General features: G+C 36.6%; 11 protein-coding genes. All 11 read left to right on the forward strand.

Annotation, left to right across the window (positions count from 1 at the left end; translation table 11 throughout):
* Nucleotides 1-152: 152 nt before the first annotated feature.
* Complete coding sequence (locus ACSV4D_RS06485; RefSeq protein ID WP_439227568.1) at nucleotides 153-890, forward strand: SDR family NAD(P)-dependent oxidoreductase; 738 nt, start codon at nucleotides 153-155, stop codon at nucleotides 888-890.
* Nucleotides 891-902: 12 nt separating this feature from the next.
* Entirely contained in the window at nucleotides 903-2,078 is a 1,176-nt protein-coding gene (uxuA, locus tag ACSV4D_RS06490) for a mannonate dehydratase (protein ID WP_439227569.1), read from the forward strand.
* 140 nt (nucleotides 2,079-2,218) lie between these two features.
* Nucleotides 2,219-3,217: a GntR family transcriptional regulator gene (locus ACSV4D_RS06495; protein ID WP_439227570.1), complete on the forward strand. Its 999-nt coding sequence runs from the start codon at nucleotides 2,219-2,221 to the stop codon at nucleotides 3,215-3,217.
* Nucleotides 3,218-3,220: 3 nt separating this feature from the next.
* On the forward strand, nucleotides 3,221-4,702 hold the full coding sequence (locus tag ACSV4D_RS06500; protein WP_439227571.1) for a xylulokinase: 1,482 nt from the start codon (nucleotides 3,221-3,223) through the stop codon (nucleotides 4,700-4,702).
* A gap of 12 nt (nucleotides 4,703-4,714) precedes the next feature.
* A complete protein-coding gene (gene xylA, locus ACSV4D_RS06505; RefSeq protein WP_439227572.1) occupies nucleotides 4,715-6,040 on the forward strand; it encodes a xylose isomerase in 1,326 nt (441 codons plus the stop codon).
* Between the two features lie 343 nt (nucleotides 6,041-6,383).
* Nucleotides 6,384-7,487 (forward strand): PKD domain-containing protein, encoded by a 1,104-nt coding sequence (locus ACSV4D_RS06510; RefSeq protein WP_439227573.1) that lies wholly within the window; start codon nucleotides 6,384-6,386, stop codon nucleotides 7,485-7,487.
* A 37-nt stretch (nucleotides 7,488-7,524) separates the two neighbouring features.
* Entirely contained in the window at nucleotides 7,525-8,892 is a 1,368-nt protein-coding gene (locus ACSV4D_RS06515; protein ID WP_439227574.1) for a glycoside hydrolase family 88/105 protein, read from the forward strand.
* 200 nt (nucleotides 8,893-9,092) lie between these two features.
* Nucleotides 9,093-10,463, forward strand: coding sequence for a sulfatase family protein (locus ACSV4D_RS06520; protein ID WP_439227575.1), 1,371 nt, complete (start codon nucleotides 9,093-9,095; stop codon nucleotides 10,461-10,463).
* A gap of 168 nt (nucleotides 10,464-10,631) precedes the next feature.
* Nucleotides 10,632-12,089, forward strand: coding sequence for a glycoside hydrolase family 28 protein (locus tag ACSV4D_RS06525; RefSeq protein ID WP_439227576.1), 1,458 nt, complete (start codon nucleotides 10,632-10,634; stop codon nucleotides 12,087-12,089).
* A 140-nt stretch (nucleotides 12,090-12,229) separates the two neighbouring features.
* Nucleotides 12,230-15,853: a DUF4450 domain-containing protein gene (locus tag ACSV4D_RS06530; protein WP_439227577.1), complete on the forward strand. Its 3,624-nt coding sequence runs from the start codon at nucleotides 12,230-12,232 to the stop codon at nucleotides 15,851-15,853.
* Nucleotides 15,854-15,855: 2 nt separating this feature from the next.
* Nucleotides 15,856-16,935 carry a glycoside hydrolase family protein gene (locus ACSV4D_RS06535; RefSeq protein ID WP_439227578.1) on the forward strand — a complete coding sequence of 360 codons (1,080 nt, stop codon included), beginning with the start codon at nucleotides 15,856-15,858 and terminating at the stop codon, nucleotides 16,933-16,935.
* The last annotated feature ends 1 nt before the right edge of the window (nucleotide 16,936 follow it).

The following is a 16,936-nucleotide window of genomic DNA, read 5'->3' on the forward strand; positions in this document are numbered from 1 at the left end:
TATTAAATTAACATAGTTTTTGTAATCATTAAAAAAAGTCATCCAACTCAAACTCTCATAAATTATTGCCTTAAAATGAATTTTGTAAATACTCCGCAATAGATTTTTTTTAAATAATAATCTATTATTTTTGATTAAAAAAAACATTATCTATGAATACTAAAACAGCTATCGTCACCGGAGGAAATTCAGGATTAGGCTTTGCTACAGCAAAAAAATTATGCGAAAACGGAATTAAGACCTATATAATAGGACGCTCGAAAGAAAAAACAGAGGAAGCATGTGCTGAAATTGGTGCAAATGCAGTTCCTGTAATTTTTGACCTGAACAATTTAGACGGAATTCCTGCCATGATTGCCGAACTTGCAAAAGAAACTCCTATTGACATCTTAGTAAACAACGCAGGAATAAATCTGAAAAAAGAATTTACCGATGTAACCGATGAAGATTTCCTTTCAGTTATACACACGAATCTTTTAAGTGTTTTTACAGTAAGCCGCGAAGTCGTTAAAAACATGAAAGAAAATAAAAACGGAAGCATTGTCAATATTAGCTCAATGGCTTCACAATATGGGATACCAAAAGTAATCGCCTATTCAGCCAGTAAAGGAGCTATAGAATCTATGACCCGTGCTATGGCAGTAGAGTTGGCTTCGTTTGGAATTCGCGTGAACTGTATCGCTCCGGGATTTATCAAAACTAAAATGTCGGCCAAAGCATTAGATACCGATCCGGAAAGAAAAAACAAAGTTTTAGGAAGAACACCAATGGGATTCTTAGGCGAACCAGACGATATTGCAGACGCTGCTTATTTCTATGCCACATCGGAATCTAAATATGTAACAGGAACTGTACTTCCGGTAGATGGAGGAAACAGTATCGGATTTTAAAACTCATCATTTATGATACAAATGCAACAAACAATGCGCTGGTTTGGACCTACTGATACCATCGCATTACAAGACATCCGCCAATGTGGTGTTACAGGAATTGTAACGGCTTTACACCAAATCCCTGTTGGAGAAATCTGGACAGTTGAAGCCATACAGGAAAGACAAAAACTTATCCGGGAAGCTGGAATGGAATGGACCGTAATCGAAAGCTTAGCTGTTCACGAAGAAATCAAAAGAGCTTGTGGCGATTTTAAATTATACATCGAAAATTACAAAACGAGTCTAAGAAACATTGCGCAATGTGGTATCAAAGTGATTACTTATAACTTTATGCCAATTTTAGACTGGGTTCGTACCGATCATAATTTCGAGAATCCAGATGGTACAAAAGCATTATTATATAATCACATTGCATTTGTCTATTTTGACATTCATTTATTAAAAAGACCCAACGCCGAAAACGAATACGCTGCTGAACAAAAAGAACAAGCACTCGCTTTTGGCGCAAATCTTTCAACAGAAGAAAAAGAGCTTTTGTTTAAAAATGTACTTCTGGGGTTACCGGGAAGCAAAATCAATTTTACTGCTGAACAAATTTTATCCTTATTAGGCAATTACAAAGATATTGACGACAACAAATTAAGAGAAAATCTGATTTATTTCCTTTCTGAAGTCGCTCCCGTTGCAGAAGAATTAGGTTTAAAATTAGCCATCCATCCTGACGACCCACCTTTTCCTGTCATGGGTTTACCAAGAGTGGTTTGCACAGCCGATGATATTAAAAAAATCACCGAAGCCGTTCCTGTCAATGCAAATGGTTTATGCTATTGTACCGGTTCTCTTGGTGCAGATCCAAAAAATGATTTGGTTCAAATAATAAATGATTTTGGAGATCGAATCCATTTTTTACATCTTCGAAACGTAATTCGCAGTGACGAAAATATTTTTAGAGAATCGGAACATCTTAATGGTGATAACCCAATGGAAGCGGTTATAGAAAAACTAATTCTTCTAATGAACAAAAGAAAAATAAGTTTACCAATGCGCCCAGATCATGGTTTTCTTCACACCTTAGAAGAAGGCAAAGAACAATATCCCGGCTATTCCTTAATCGGCAGAATGAAAGGCCTGGCCGAATTAAGAGGCTTAGAAATTGGACTGAAATACAAGCTGCAACAAAACTAACCCTAAAATGTCTCTTCTCATACCACTCTCATTCGCAAAGCAGCAAATGGGAGTTTTTTTTTATACAAAAAACCCAAAACTATTTTTTATATAAAAATTAAATTTATATTTGCATACCGGAACAGAACAGTACGTTAAAAATGGAAGACAATTTCAGCTTTACTATCAATCACGAAAGTGACATTCCAAAATACCAACAATTAGTGGATGGCATTAACAATGCTATTGCAGAAAATATTTTGGCAAAAGGCGACCAACTTCCGTCAGTGAATAGTATCTGTCAAAAAAACCAACTTTCCAGAGATACGGTTTTTAAAGCTTATACTATTTTAAAAGAACAAAAACTCATTGATTCCGTTCCTAATAAAGGATATTTTGTAGCTGGTGAAACCCGAAAAGTTTTGCTTGTATTAGACACTTTTAAAGCATACAAAGAAGTTTTATACCACTCCTTTGTAAACAATTTAGACGACAATATTATCGTTGATGTTCAATTTCACCATTATAATATTGATAATTTCAAAACTATTATCAATAACAGTATTGGAAAATATTTCAAATACGTAGTAATGAATTTTGATAATAAGGAAATTACTCCCACTTTATCAGTAATTTCTAACGATAAACTTTTGCTTATTGATTGGAATATTCATTCGAAATCAAAAAGTAATTACGTATTTCAGGATTTCGGAAAAGCCTTTTATCATGCATTGGAACAAGGCAAAGACCTTTTTAAAAAATACAGCGAAATTGTATTTATATATCCAAAATTCACCTATCACCCAAAAGAAACAGTAACTTATTTCAAAAGATTCTGTACCGATTTGAATTTCAAACACCAAGTTATTACCAATACAAATGAATTTATCATTAAAAAAAACACAGCTTACATCAGTGTAAGTGATCGTATTCTTGGGATGTTTCTTGAACAATGCCGAGAACAAAACCTTGAACCGGGTAAAGATGTCGGTTTTTTATCTTATAATGAAACACCTATGAAAAAATTCATATACAAAGGTATTTCCGTAGTTACGACTGACTTCAATGAATTAGGAATCAAAGCAGCCCAGTTTGTCACCAATGATAAACCAATGCAATATTATGTACCAACAAAATTAACCATTAGAGAATCATTATAAATTATGTATTATATCGGATTTGACATAGGAAGTTCCTCTGTAAAAGTTGCCGTTGTAGAAGCAGCAACAGGAAAAAAATTAATTGCACTCCACGAACCCGCTGATGAAATGGCAATTACGGCCTATCACAAAGACTGGGCCGAACAAGATCCGGAAATGTGGTGGGAATATTGCTGCGTTGCCACTAAAAGAGCTATAAAAGAAGCCAATATTGATGCTTCTAAAATAACCGGAGTTGGTATTTCTTATCAAATGCACGGATTAGTGGTAGTGGATAAAAATGGGAAATCACTGCGAAATTCTATTATCTGGTGCGATAGCCGGGCAGTAGAAATTGGCGATAAAGCATTTGAAGATTTAGGCGAAGAGCAGTGTGCCTCTCACCTATTGAATTCTCCGGGAAATTTCACGGCATCAAAACTAACCTGGGTTAAAGAAAATGAACCAGAAGTTTACAGCCAAATTTATAAATATATGCTTCCGGGCGATTTTATTGCTTACAAATTAACAGGCGAAATCAACACGACTAAAAATGGTCTTTCTGAAGGGATGCTTTGGGATTACAAAGAAAATGAAGTTGCCGAATGGCTGTTAAAATACTATGGAATTGACTACTCTTTAACTCCAAATATTGTGGAGAATTTTACCAATCAATGTTTCCTAAACGAAAAAGGAGCTGTTGAATCAGGTCTCCCTGTTGGTATTCCGGTAGTCTATCGCGCTGGTGACCAACCCAACAATGCATTGTCACTAAACATTTTAAAACCAGGTGAAGTTGCTGCAACCGGTGGAACATCAGGTGTAATCTATGCCGTTACAGACCAATTAAAATCGAAAGAAACCTCCCGAATTAATAGCTTCGTACACGTTAATTACAGCAATGAAAAACCAACAGTAGGGAAATTATTGTGTATTAATGGTGCGGGAATTCAATACCGATGGCTGCGCAACCAATGCGGAATGGATTCTTATGAAAACATGAACCTTAAAGCTGAAGAAGTTGCTGTTGGTTCTGACGGAGTAGTTGTAATTCCTTTTGGAAACGGAGCTGAAAGAATGTTCAACAACAAAAATATTGGCAGTCATTTTCTGAATTTAAACCTCAACAAACACGGACACGGACATATGTATCGTGCCACTCTGGAAGGTATAGCTTTTGCTTTTGTTTACGGAATGGAAATCATGAAAGCTGATAATGCTCAAATTAATGTGATTCGTGCTGGAAACGATAATTTATTCCGCTCCGAAATCTTTTCAAATACCGTAGCCACATTAATTGGTCACGAAATAGAAATTTACAATACCACAGGAGCTGTTGGTGCTGCAAGAGCAGTCGGCTTAATTGATGGCGATTACAAAACCTTTGGTGATAACATTATCAAAAATGATCACGTAATGACGTATATGCCTCTAAAAAACAGCAAACCTTATTTAGAAGCATATCAAAATTGGAAAAAAGAACTAGAACTCATTATAAACAAATAAATTAAAAACAAAATGGCAATTATAGGTAACAAAGAATACTTTAAAGGCATTGGCGAAATTAAATTTGAAGGAAAAGAATCGGATAATCCGTTAGCTTTCAAATATTACAATCCGGATCAGGTTGTAGCTGGAAAAACCATGCGTGAGCATTTTAAATTTGCAATAGCGTACTGGCATACTTTCTGCGGACAAGGTTCTGATCCATTTGGTCCGGGAACTCAAAATTTTCCTTGGGATCAGTCTTACGATCCAATCCAGGCTGCTAAAGACAAAGCAGATGCTGCTTTTGAATTTATTAGTAAAATGGGATTTGATTATTTCTGTTTCCACGATTACGATTTGATTGCCGAAGGAGCAACTTTAGCAGAATCTGAAAGCAGATTAGCGACTATTACCGAATATTTGAAACAGAAGAAAGCTGAATCAGGTATCAAATTGCTTTGGGGAACAGCTAACTGTTTTTCAAATCCCCGTTACATGAACGGAGCTGCTACCAATCCTGATTTTAATGTATTAGCCAGAGCTGGTGGTCAGGTAAAATTAGCTTTGGATGCTACTATTGCTTTAGATGGAGAAAACTATGTATTCTGGGGAGGACGTGAAGGTTATATGTCTTTGCTAAATACTGATATGGGACGCGAATTAGACCACATGGGACAATTTTTAATAAAAGCCAGAGATTATGCTCGTGCTCAGGGTTTTAAAGGGAACTTCTTTATTGAGCCAAAGCCAATGGAACCAATGAAACATCAATATGATTTTGATTCAGCTACGGCAATAGGATTTTTACATAAATATGGCTTAGAGAAAGATTTCAAAATCAATATCGAAGTAAACCATGCAACATTAGCACAACATACATTCCAACACGAAATTGAAGTTGCAGCTAATGCAGGAATGCTTGGAAGTTTAGATGCAAACCGTGGTGATTACCAAAACGGATGGGATACAGACCAATTCCCAAATAACATTCAGGAAACTACAGAAGCAATGTTGGTTTTCTTAAAAGCAGGAGGATTACAAGGTGGCGGAGTTAATTTTGATGCAAAAATCAGAAGAAATTCAACTGATTTAGAAGATGTTTTCTTAGCTCATATTGGTGGCGCAGATACTTTTGCAAGAGCATTACTAACTGCTGATAAAATCATCACTTCTTCTCCTTATGACAAATTAAGAACAGAAAGATACAGTTCTTTTGATTCCGGAAAAGGAAAAGATTTTGAGAACGGAAAATTAGACCTAAACGATTTATATAAAATTGCTTTAGAAAACGGAGAATTGGATTTAAAAAGCGGAAAACAAGAGCTTTTTGAAAACATTATCAATCAGTACATTTAATTTTAATTAAATATTTTTCCCTTTTTTTTTTAAAACACCCTACAGCATAAGAATATCTTGCTGTAGGGTGTTTTTTATATACTCTTTTTTATTACTCAAAAACAGGATAGTACAGGATTCTCATACAAGATTAAAAGATTAATATTGAGGTATTAATAATTGGCTTATTCAAAAAACAATTGTATTCAGCTCATTTATTACTCGCAAGTATTTGTAAAAAAAAGAAATTTCATCCGTTTTGGAAAATTATAATTTAGTTTTTAGTTTAGTTTTAGTGTGAGTTTTTAGTTTTAAGCCCTATCATTTATGCTAGGGCTTTTGAATTATTAAAGAAAAGAGAGTAATGAAAATCAAAACTTTATGTATTAGCTTAAATATAAAACAGATTATAATATCTATCCTGTTTTTATTGTCAGGCATTCATGCAAAATCACAAGACAACAGAAGTTTTCAGATTTTTCAGTTTCCTGCTAATAAAATACCCGTGGTTGACGGAAATAGTGATGATTGGGAAATTGTCCCTGAAAATTATAACGTTGGGATGAACCAATTGTGGGATGACAGCGGAAAACAGTCCAAAGCCAACCCAAAAAATCTGGAGGTAAGTGTAAAAGTAGGCTGGGTAAAAGGACTCAACCGCTTGTATTTTCTCTATGAAGCTTATGATGATTATTGGGATTTTTCTCTTCCGGGATTACACAACGACACCTTTGAATTGATTGTAGATGCAGATCAGTCCGGAGGTCCTTTTATTGACCGTTTTCATCCCAACCCTACGCTAACAAATACAATGGACGCCTATTTTTCCTATCATGGTGTTCATGCTCAAAATTACCATATTTTTACTCCTGCTCTGGAAAAAGACTGGACTATGGTCTGGGGAAGTCAGCCATGGATCAAAAATTTACCTTATGCTAATGCATCTTATCATTATGATTTTAAACCCGGAGAAAGCGGAAAATTAACTTTAGAATTCTGGATTACTCCTTTTGATTATGCCGGAAATGATCCGTCCAGGGCAGTAGAATCTATCTTAACAGAAAATAAAAACATCGGTCTTTGCTGGGCAATAATCGACTATGATGATGTAAATAAAACCGAAAATAATGGTTTCTGGAATCTTTCCAAAGAGCACAAAATGTATGGTAATGCCTCCTATAGCCTGCCTTTTAAACTAATGCCTCTGGAAAAACAATTTAAAAAGGAAATGGAATCAAAATGGTCTTTTAAAGTATTGAATACAAATAAACGAGAAGTCGCTTTCTTTGATGAATCAGAAGGTGAAATCAACTCCTGGAATTGGGATTTTGGTGATGGAAGCAGTTCAACTGAACAAAATCCGACTCATCAATATCAGGAAGCTGGCAAATATGTTGTAATTTTAAAAATTCAAGGTCCAAAAGGTACTTCTCAGCTGTCAAAGGTATGGGATGTAGCCGTAAAATAATGACTGCAAATCTAACTAACCACCAAAATGAAGCACGATGAAAACCAAACTATTAACAAACGGAATTAAAATAAGCGTAGCAGCAGCCTTAATGGCAATCCCAACACTGGCAACTGCACAGCAACCCGCTAATGATGTTACCGCACCATTACATCTTTTACAGCCAGATTATCCAACTCCTTACGGAACAAAATCAATACAGGAAATCAAAGCTACTATTGATAAAATATACGCTTTTTTAGATCAGACAACTCCTGCCGGATTAATAGATCGTAAAACAAAACAAGAAGTTAATGACTTAAAAAAACTCGATGAAAACACCATATTTGCACCGGGAACTTTTAGACTCACGAGTTATGAATGGGGGGTAACTTATGCAGGAATGCTTTTGGCGACTGAAGCCACAGGAGATCAAAAATATGCCGATTACACTAACAAACGTTTAAAACTAATTGCTGACATTGCTCCATATTACAAAAAAGAGATTGCTAAAAACAGTAAATTTCCTTCTCCAATTCACGGCTTTTTAACACCCCATGCCCTGGATGATGGCGGTGCTGTTACGGCCTCAATGATTAAAGCGCAAAGAGCCGGCTTAAAAACTGATTTACGTCCATTAATAAATCATTTTATGGACTACATCAGTACTAAGGAATTTCGTCTTACTGATGGGACTTTAGCCAGGAACAGACCTCAGCCTAATACTTTATGGCTGGACGATTTGTTTATGTCGGTACCTGCTTTGGCACAAATGGGTAAATTAACAGGCGAGGTAAAATATTATGATGATGCCGTAAAACAGATAAAACAATTCTCAGACAGAATGTACAACAGCGAGAAAAACTTGTACATGCATGGCTGGGTACAATCAATGGAAGAGCATCCTCAGTTTCATTGGGCACGTGCCAATGGCTGGGCAGTAATGACTTTGGTCGAATTATTAGAAGTATTACCAAAAGACCATCCGGGATACAATATGGTTTTAAACCAATTAAGAGCACATATCAAAGGACTGGTTGCTTATCAGGACGGAACCGGTTTCTGGCATCAGTTAATTGACCGCAATGACACTTATTTAGAGACTTCGGCAACTGCGATTTACGCCTATTCCATCACAAGAGCCATTAACAGAGGCTATATTGACAAAGCCGCTTATGCTCCGGCAGCATTATTAGCCTGGAATGCCGTTGCCACAAAAGTAAATGACAAAGGACAGGTTGAAGGTACTTGTGTAGGAACCGGAATGGGATTTGACCCTGCTTTTTACTACTACCGACCAATCAATGTATTTGCGGCCCACGGTTATGGACCGGTAATTTTAGCGGGTTCAGAAATTATTATAATGCTTAAAAACAATGAATTTGAAATCAACGACAGTTCTTTACAATTAAAAACCCGCAAATAATTCTTTTATAACTAGCTGTTTCTTATAACAATCCTTAAGAACAGCACACAGATGAAACAGATAAAACGGAGTATTGCTGATTATGATTTGGAAAAAGCTTAAAAAATCCGTTTTCATCTGTACAATCAGTATTATCCGTGGGCTATTTTTTATTTAGTCCGCTTAGCGTACAATCATATAATTTTTTAAACATAGAATTCATGAACATACTCATTATCAACAGCATACTAGCATTATCAACTTGCTTTTTATCTTTTGGTCAACCAAAAAAAGAAAAAAACAATTCTCCTGCTACACCTAATTTTGTAGTTATTGTTGCTGATGATGCCGGCTGGAATGATGTAAGTTATAATGGTTCCGAAATAAAAACCCCTAATATCGATTGGCTGGCCAAAAATGGTGCGCAACTCAACCGTTTGTATGCTGCACCTACCTGCTCCCCATCCAGAGCGAGTTTTTTTACAGGAAGACCATCAAGCCGCATGGGAATTGTAGCTCCTATAAGTGATAAAAGTGAATTGGCTCTTCCTGATGATGTTACCACATTACCACAAGCTTTACACCAACAAAATTATCAGACTGCTTTGTTTGGAAAATGGCATTTAGGTCTAAAACCTTCCAGTGGTCCTAAAGCCTACGGTTTTGATTATTCTTATGGTTTCTTACACGGACAAATTGATCAATATTCACACGAATACAAAAACGGAGATCCTAGCTGGCATCGAAATGGTGAATTCATCACCGAAAAAGGACATGTTACTGACTTAGTTGAAAACGAAGCCATTTCCTGGCTTAAAACCAAAAGAGATCCTTCTAAAAATTTTTACATTCAACTGAGTTACAGCGCTCCGCATTTCCCTTTGCAGGAAGAAGACAAATGGAAAAAACCGTATCTGAAAACCATCGAAAACAATTCCCGAAGAGACTATGCTGCTGCCATGGCACATTTAGATTATAGCATCGGGCAAATTTTAAAAGTCTTAAAACAACAACATTTAGATAAAAACACGGTTGTCATTTTCATGAGCGACAATGGCGCTATGGACAAATGGAATCCGGGAAACCAATACAAAGGAAAACATGGACCCAACGATGTTTTGGGCAGCAATTATCCTTTGCGGGACTGGAAGACTACAAATTACGAAGGAGCAATTAGAGTACCAGCCATTGTATATTGGAAAAACAAAGTCAATCCTTCTTTAAACAGAAATTATATTTCGGTTACTGATTTAATGCCTACTATTTTGTCTTTGGCCGGAGCCAAATCAATTCCAGCAACTGTAGAAGGAAAAAACATCTGGAATTCTATAGTATCTAATGAAGCTGTCCCGAATCAGTCCATCTACATTCGCGGTCATTTACAGGAAAGTATTACCGAAAAACCCTGGAAATTAATTCGGACAAGACATAAAAATACGCCAACTGTTTTCGAACTTTTTAATATCGAAGACGATCCTGAAGAAAAAGAAAATCTAATACAAATGCATGCAAATATTACCGATAAATTAAAGCAGGATTTAGAAGTTCAATTTAGTAAAGATGCGAAAGATGTCAATCTGGGCATTGAATAAATCCCAAATAAACCAGATAAAAATCAGGCAATCACCAGAAAATAAAAACCTATATTATCCAAAACTATCTCCATTTTATCAATTTATACTATTTCAACTTAAAATCAGGCAAGTGCAGGATACAATTTCAATATAAAATAAAGATTTTCGAAAATAAAATCAATTGTAATGAAACAATACCACATCATTTTAAGTACACTGTTATTTTTGCTTTTTTCATGCAAACCAACGGCGCAAACCAACAGTCAGTCCGCAGATTTTAAACCGGACTGGATTAACAAAGTGGGTGCAAAAGAAAATAAATTCAGTTCCAAGATTTATTATGCAAATGATTACGGAGCGGTTAATGATGGTAAAACATTAACTACTCAAAACATTCAAAAAGCCATAGACGAATGCAGTAAAAATGGCGGCGGAACCCTTACTTTCAAACCTGGAAATTACCTGACAGGATCATTATTTATCAAAGAAGGGGTCCATTTTAATGTTCCGGAAGGCGTTACAATTCTGGGCAGCGAAAACATTGCCGATTACCCTGAAATTGACACTCGTGTTGCCGGAATAGAAATGAAATGGCCTGCAGCTTTAATCAATGTTTTAGACCAGAAAAATATCACTCTGGACGGACAAGGAACAATAGATGGTCAGGGTAAAGTATATTGGGATTATTACTGGAATTTACGCAAAGAATATGAAGCCAAAGACCTGAGATGGATTGTGGATTATGATGCCAAGCGTCCCAGAACAATCCTTATAACCAATTCTAAAAACGTATTTCTTAAAGATTTAAATGTTCAAAGAGCCGGTTTCTGGACCGTTCAGGTATTGTATTCAGAATACATAACTGTTGACGGTGTCAAAATAAGAAACAATATTGGCGGACACGGACCAAGCACCGATGGTATAGATATTGATTCGTCAAAATGGATATTAGTACAAAATTGTGATATTGACTGTAATGATGATAATTTTTGTTTAAAAGCAGGTCGCGACTGGGACGGATTAAGAGTCAATCGTCCTACTGAATATGTGGTGATACGTGACTGTATTGCCCGTAAGGGTGCCGGTTTATTCACTTTGGGCAGTGAAACTTCAGGAAGTATTCGTCATGTCTATGTTTCCAATATTCAGGGCTACGGTACAAAAAACGGACTGAATATAAAGTCAGCTACTAACCGCGGAGGTACTGTAGAAGATATTTATATGGAAAATATAAAAATGGAAAGTGTAGGTACTTTTATCACCATTTCGATGAACTGGAATCCGGCTTACAGCTATTCTAAGCTTCCTGACGGCTACACCGAAGAAACTTTACCTCCACATTGGAAAAAAATGCTGACTAAGGTCGAACCGGAATCTAAAGGCACTCCAACTTTCAGAAACATTCATTTGAAAAACATAGACATCAAAGGAGCTAAAAAAGCCATTTCGGTAGCAGGATTAGAGGAATCCATTGTAGAAAATGTAACTCTTAAAGAGGTACATATTACAGCCGAAACAGCCGGAAGTATTAAATACAGCAGCAATTGGAATTTAGACAATGTCACTATCAATGCGTTGGACAATTCTGTTTTAAAAATTGAGAATTCTAAAAATGTAGATTTTTCAAAATCTGTAAACAAATAAAAATAAAACCACAAATTCACTAATTTAAGTAATAAGGTTTACCATCAAAAATCATTTGTATTTCACCAATTAAAATAAAATCCGTAAACCGACCGATAGCGAATAGATGAAGTAATTCGTGGCAAAAAAATAATTCTATAATGAAATTTAAAATATCCATTTCTCTGATTTGTTTCTCTTTTGCTGTGCCAAATATAACGGCACAAAGCCAGGATGTATGGCATGGAGAAAATCGAAAAATCCATTATGCTCCCGAGGGTAAAAGTTTCATTCTGAAAAATGGAACCCGTAAATTTAATCGGGCTTTATACGGAAACAATACTGCTTTTAGAGTCGAAGCTGGCGATTTACCTGAGTTTGCTACTTACATGCCCGGTATGGGAGGTAATTTAAAACTAGGGATTACCAATGGAAAAAACAGCAAATGGATTACCGAAGCCGATAAAATAAATACAAAATACACCCCAGGAACTGTTGAATACCAGATCACGGATGCCTTACTGGGCAACGGAACTTTAAATATTCAAATTGTCGCCCTTGTTGATAGTGAAGGATATATCATTAAAGTAAATGGAAATACAGTTCCTAAAAACAGCGTACTTTTTTGGGCTTATGGGGGTGCCAGCGGCAAAAAATTTTCCAGAAACGGAGACATTGGCGGTGATCCGGAATCTGTGTTTTATTTACAGCCCGGATACTGTATCAACAATCAATATCAAATTAACAAAAACAGTTTCACACTTAATTACGGCTCTGAAAGCAGTAAAAAAATAACTGAAAACACTCAGGTTTTAAGTGCTGTTTTCCCAAATTCAAAAGTCCGTTTAAGCAGTGCTAATTTCTTAAAAACACCTTTAGAAAATTATACTTCAAAAGTAGATTCTGTTCCCATGATTATTGGACAATTGAATCAATTTTCTAAAGAAGGAGATTACTGGTTATTTGAAAATACCGCAAAAATTGATAATACAACTCAAAAATCAATAGTCCAAAAATTTAAAAAAGCCATTGCTCAAAGCGAGCAAATGGCTAACCGAATAAAAGTTAGTACTCCTGACCCTTACATCAATACCTTGGGTGGAGCATTAGCTATGGCTGCCGATGCTATTTGGGAAAATCCGGCGTATTTACACGGAGCAATAGCCTGGCGTATGCACTTAAATGCGTGGCGTGGGGCGTATGTTGCTGATCCTTTAGGCTGGCATGACCGGGCTAAAACACATTTTGAAAGCTATGGAAATTCGCAGGTAGTAACTCCTGAAACAGGTCCGGTTGTTCCAGATACTGTTAGAAATTATGCCCGCCAACTGGAAAAAATAGGCACTTCAATGTTTAGTAGTGGTTATATTAGCCGCCACCCAAACAGAAATGATGTTGCGCACCATTATGATATGAATTTGGTTTTTATTGACCAGTTAGTGCGTCACTTTAAATGGACGGGAGATATTGATTTTCTAAAAAAAATGTGGCCTGTTATCAAAAGACATCTGGCTTGGGAAAAAAGAAATTATGATGTAGATGGCGATGGATTGTATGATGCCTATGCAGCCATCTGGGCAAGTGACGGATTGGGCTACAGCGGCGGCGGAGTCACTTATACTTCAGCATATAATTATTATGCCAATAAAATAGCTGCTGATTTAGCTCGAATTGTGGGTGAAGACGGTTCTTCTTATGCCAAAGAAGCGGCTCACATTCATCAGGCTATTCAGGAAAAATTATGGAAAAATAACAAAGGTATTTTTGCAGAATACAAAGATCTTTTAGGCAACCAATTGACACATGATACACCAGGAATCTGGACGGTTTATCATGCATTAGACAGTGAAATTGCCAATCCTTTTCAGGCGTACCAGACATTGCGTTTTGTGGATAATGAAATCCCTCATATTCCGGTTGCTGCCGAAGGTTTAGACAAAGACAATCTGGAGTTAATTTCCACTACAAACTGGCAACCGTATACCTGGTCTGTGAATAACGTGGCACTTGCTGAAATTCTACACACAGCGCTGGCGTACTGGCAAGGTGGACAATCGGAAAAAGCATACCAACTGTGGGAAAGCGGCTTAATCGAAAGTATGTATCTGGGCGCTTGTCCGGGCGGATTTGAGCAATTGTTATTTCAGGATGCTATCCGTGGCGAATTGTACCGTGATTTTGCCGATCCTGTTGGAATGGCAGGAAGAACATTAGTAGAAGGTTTATTCGGAATTCAGCCTGATGCGCTTAAAAACACCTTAACTATCCAACCGGGATTACCAAAATCCTGGAATCATGCTGCTCTGGAAATTCCCGATGTTATCTTTGCTTTCGAGAGAAAAAGCAATACTGATATTTATAAAATCACACCGCATTTTCCAACCAAAATGAACTTGCAATTAGTGGTTAATGCTACTCATTCAACCATTAGCAAGGCGACTGTTAACGGAAAAGAAGTATCCTGGAAACTAATTGATGGTGCTGTGGGTAGTCCAAAAATCAGTATCGAAAGCGCTTATGCTGATTTGTACCAAATAGAAATTTCCTGGAGTGATTCTTCACTGGAACAACTTGAAAATCCTGCGGCCATTTGCGAAGGCGAAAACATAAAAATCACAACCGCTAAGGCAACAATTTTAGAGCTAAAAGATCCTCAAAACGCTCTTAAAAATGCCGTTGTAAACAACAATGAAATTACTGCAATTGCCAATACTCTTGGTAACAAATCATTCTTTGTCAAATTAAAACAAAAAGATATGATCTGGTGGCAAGCCATTGATATCAATATCAAGTCTAATCTTGAGATGGTTTCGAGTGTGATAAAAGGAGAAAATGCTATCGTTAACATCAAAAACAATTCAACGAAGACTTTGACCGGTTTCCTTATCTCGAATCAAAAAACAAATAAAACGAAATTTAATTTAGTTGCTAGCTCAGAAAACAACATCGAAATTCCTTTAGACCAATTGGTTTCGGGAACCAATCAAGTGGAAATGAATTTTGAAGATGGAACTAAAACCAATTTGAATTTTACCAATTGGGATATTAGCAGTAATAGTAAAACAAAATGGGAAGCTGTAAAACTTGATGCTTTTTTTAATGATAAAATCACGAATATTTTCGAGAACAAATACATGAGTCCAAGAGCACAATCGCCAAGTCTTCAAATCCCAACACAGGGAATCGGGAACTGGTGTTACCCTTTTATAAAACCAATTATTGACGACTCTGGCTTAAGAGCTAAAGCAGGCACAAACAACCAGATTATCAGTCCGCAAGGAATTCCATTTGCAACGCCTTCTACGGATAAAAACATTGCTTTTGTATCGCAATGGGATAATTTCCCTAATACGCTTTCTATTCCCCTTTCGGGAAAAGCATCTCAGGCGTATTTAATGATGGCAGGAAGTACCAACCACATGCAAAGCCAATTTACTAATGGAAAAATTGTAGTAACTTACAGCGATGGAAGCAGTGAAACATTAGATTTAAAAAATCCGGAAAACTGGTGGCCTATTGAGCAGGATTATTATACAGATGGTTATGCATTCACAACCAATGCGCAAAAACCGCCCCGAGTATATTTAAAATCAGGAAATATTACACGCGATTTTACAGATTTCAAATCGATAAAAGGATTCAGTGATTTTGGTGTAGAAGGCGGAGCCGGAACAATTATTGATATACCGCTGAACAAAAATAAGACACTCAAAAACATAGAAATTAAAGCCATTGCCAATGAAGTCATTATTGGAATTATGAGTTTAACATTAAACAGAGACTAAGTATGAATAGAAAAGAATTTTTAGGCACCACTTTGTTGGCTTCATTAGCAGCCTTTCTACCTGTGCATGCTCATGATTTTTTAACTATGGAGAAAGAACCCAAACTTTCTGATTTTGCCAAAAGCTTAACTCCTGTGGGGCGTGCCTTAGAATTTGAAGATTACTATGTGTGGTGCAACAGCCCGATAGAAGGTCCTGACGGAAAAATTCATGTGTTTTTTTCCCGTTGGCCTAAAGCCAAAGGTATGGGAGGCTGGATCAGCAGTTCTGAAATTGCCCATGCTGTCGCTGATAAACCCGAAGGTCCTTATGAATATGTGAGTACAGTGCTTTCGCCAAGAGGAACTGGCTATTGGGATGCGACCACTTGCCACAATCCGAGTATTCACTTTGTAGATGGAAAATATGCTTTATTCTTTTTAGGGAATTCTAATGGGAAAATGAATACCAAACGCATTGGTCTGGCCACCGCAGATTCTTTGTACGGACCATGGACAAGACCGGACGAACCTTTACTATTACCGGGAAAAGAAGGAGAATGGGACGATTTATTAACTACTAATCCTTGTTTCATAAAACATAATGGAGAATATTGGTTGTATTATAAATCTCTGGACACCGAAGGTTATGTACATCCCAAATTTGAAATCAAAGGAAACCGAAAATATGGTTTGGCTACAGCCAAATCACTACAGGGACCTTATACAAAATACACAGGAAATCCTGTGGTTGATTTTCACAATATGGGCAATAATCAGCAATGCGAAGATGCCTATGTATGGTATGAAAACTGCAAATTCAAAATGATTGCCCGCGACATGGGAGTTTTTGGAATGGACAAAGGTTTGTATATGGAATCCAAAGATGGAAAACACTGGTCAGAACCTTTAATAGGTTATCAGGAGCTCAGTAAATATATCAACCAACCCCCGGCTCCAAAACATTTAAACCGATACGGCAGAGTCGAAAGACCACAACTCTTATTTCAAAACGGAAAACCTACTTATCTGTTTACCGCTTCGCAAGGCGGAAAATATGAAACCGCTTCCGCATTTATCTTTAAAATCAATCAAAAATTATAAT

The organism is Flavobacterium sp. ARAG 55.4 (assembly GCF_051846875.1).
Lineage (GTDB): Bacteria > Bacteroidota > Bacteroidia > Flavobacteriales > Flavobacteriaceae > Flavobacterium > Flavobacterium plantiphilum.

Excerpts from the sequence above, each read along its gene's own strand:
- xylA (WP_439227572.1), top strand. The coding sequence starts at position 4,715 with ATGGCAATTATAGGTAACAAAGAATACTTTAAAGGCATTGGCGAAATT.
- ACSV4D_RS06525 (WP_439227576.1), top strand. The coding sequence starts at position 10,632 with ATGAAACAATACCACATCATTTTAAGTACACTGTTATTTTTGCTTTTT.
- ACSV4D_RS06530 (WP_439227577.1), top strand. The coding sequence starts at position 12,230 with ATGAAATTTAAAATATCCATTTCTCTGATTTGTTTCTCTTTTGCTGTG.
- uxuA (WP_439227569.1), top strand. The coding sequence starts at position 903 with ATGATACAAATGCAACAAACAATGCGCTGGTTTGGACCTACTGATACC.
- ACSV4D_RS06485 (WP_439227568.1), top strand. The coding sequence starts at position 153 with ATGAATACTAAAACAGCTATCGTCACCGGAGGAAATTCAGGATTAGGC.
- ACSV4D_RS06500 (WP_439227571.1), top strand. The coding sequence starts at position 3,221 with ATGTATTATATCGGATTTGACATAGGAAGTTCCTCTGTAAAAGTTGCC.
- ACSV4D_RS06510 (WP_439227573.1), top strand. The coding sequence starts at position 6,384 with ATGAAAATCAAAACTTTATGTATTAGCTTAAATATAAAACAGATTATA.
- ACSV4D_RS06535 (WP_439227578.1), top strand. The coding sequence starts at position 15,856 with ATGAATAGAAAAGAATTTTTAGGCACCACTTTGTTGGCTTCATTAGCA.
- ACSV4D_RS06495 (WP_439227570.1), top strand. The coding sequence starts at position 2,219 with ATGGAAGACAATTTCAGCTTTACTATCAATCACGAAAGTGACATTCCA.
- ACSV4D_RS06515 (WP_439227574.1), top strand. The coding sequence starts at position 7,525 with ATGAAAACCAAACTATTAACAAACGGAATTAAAATAAGCGTAGCAGCA.
- ACSV4D_RS06520 (WP_439227575.1), top strand. The coding sequence starts at position 9,093 with ATGAACATACTCATTATCAACAGCATACTAGCATTATCAACTTGCTTT.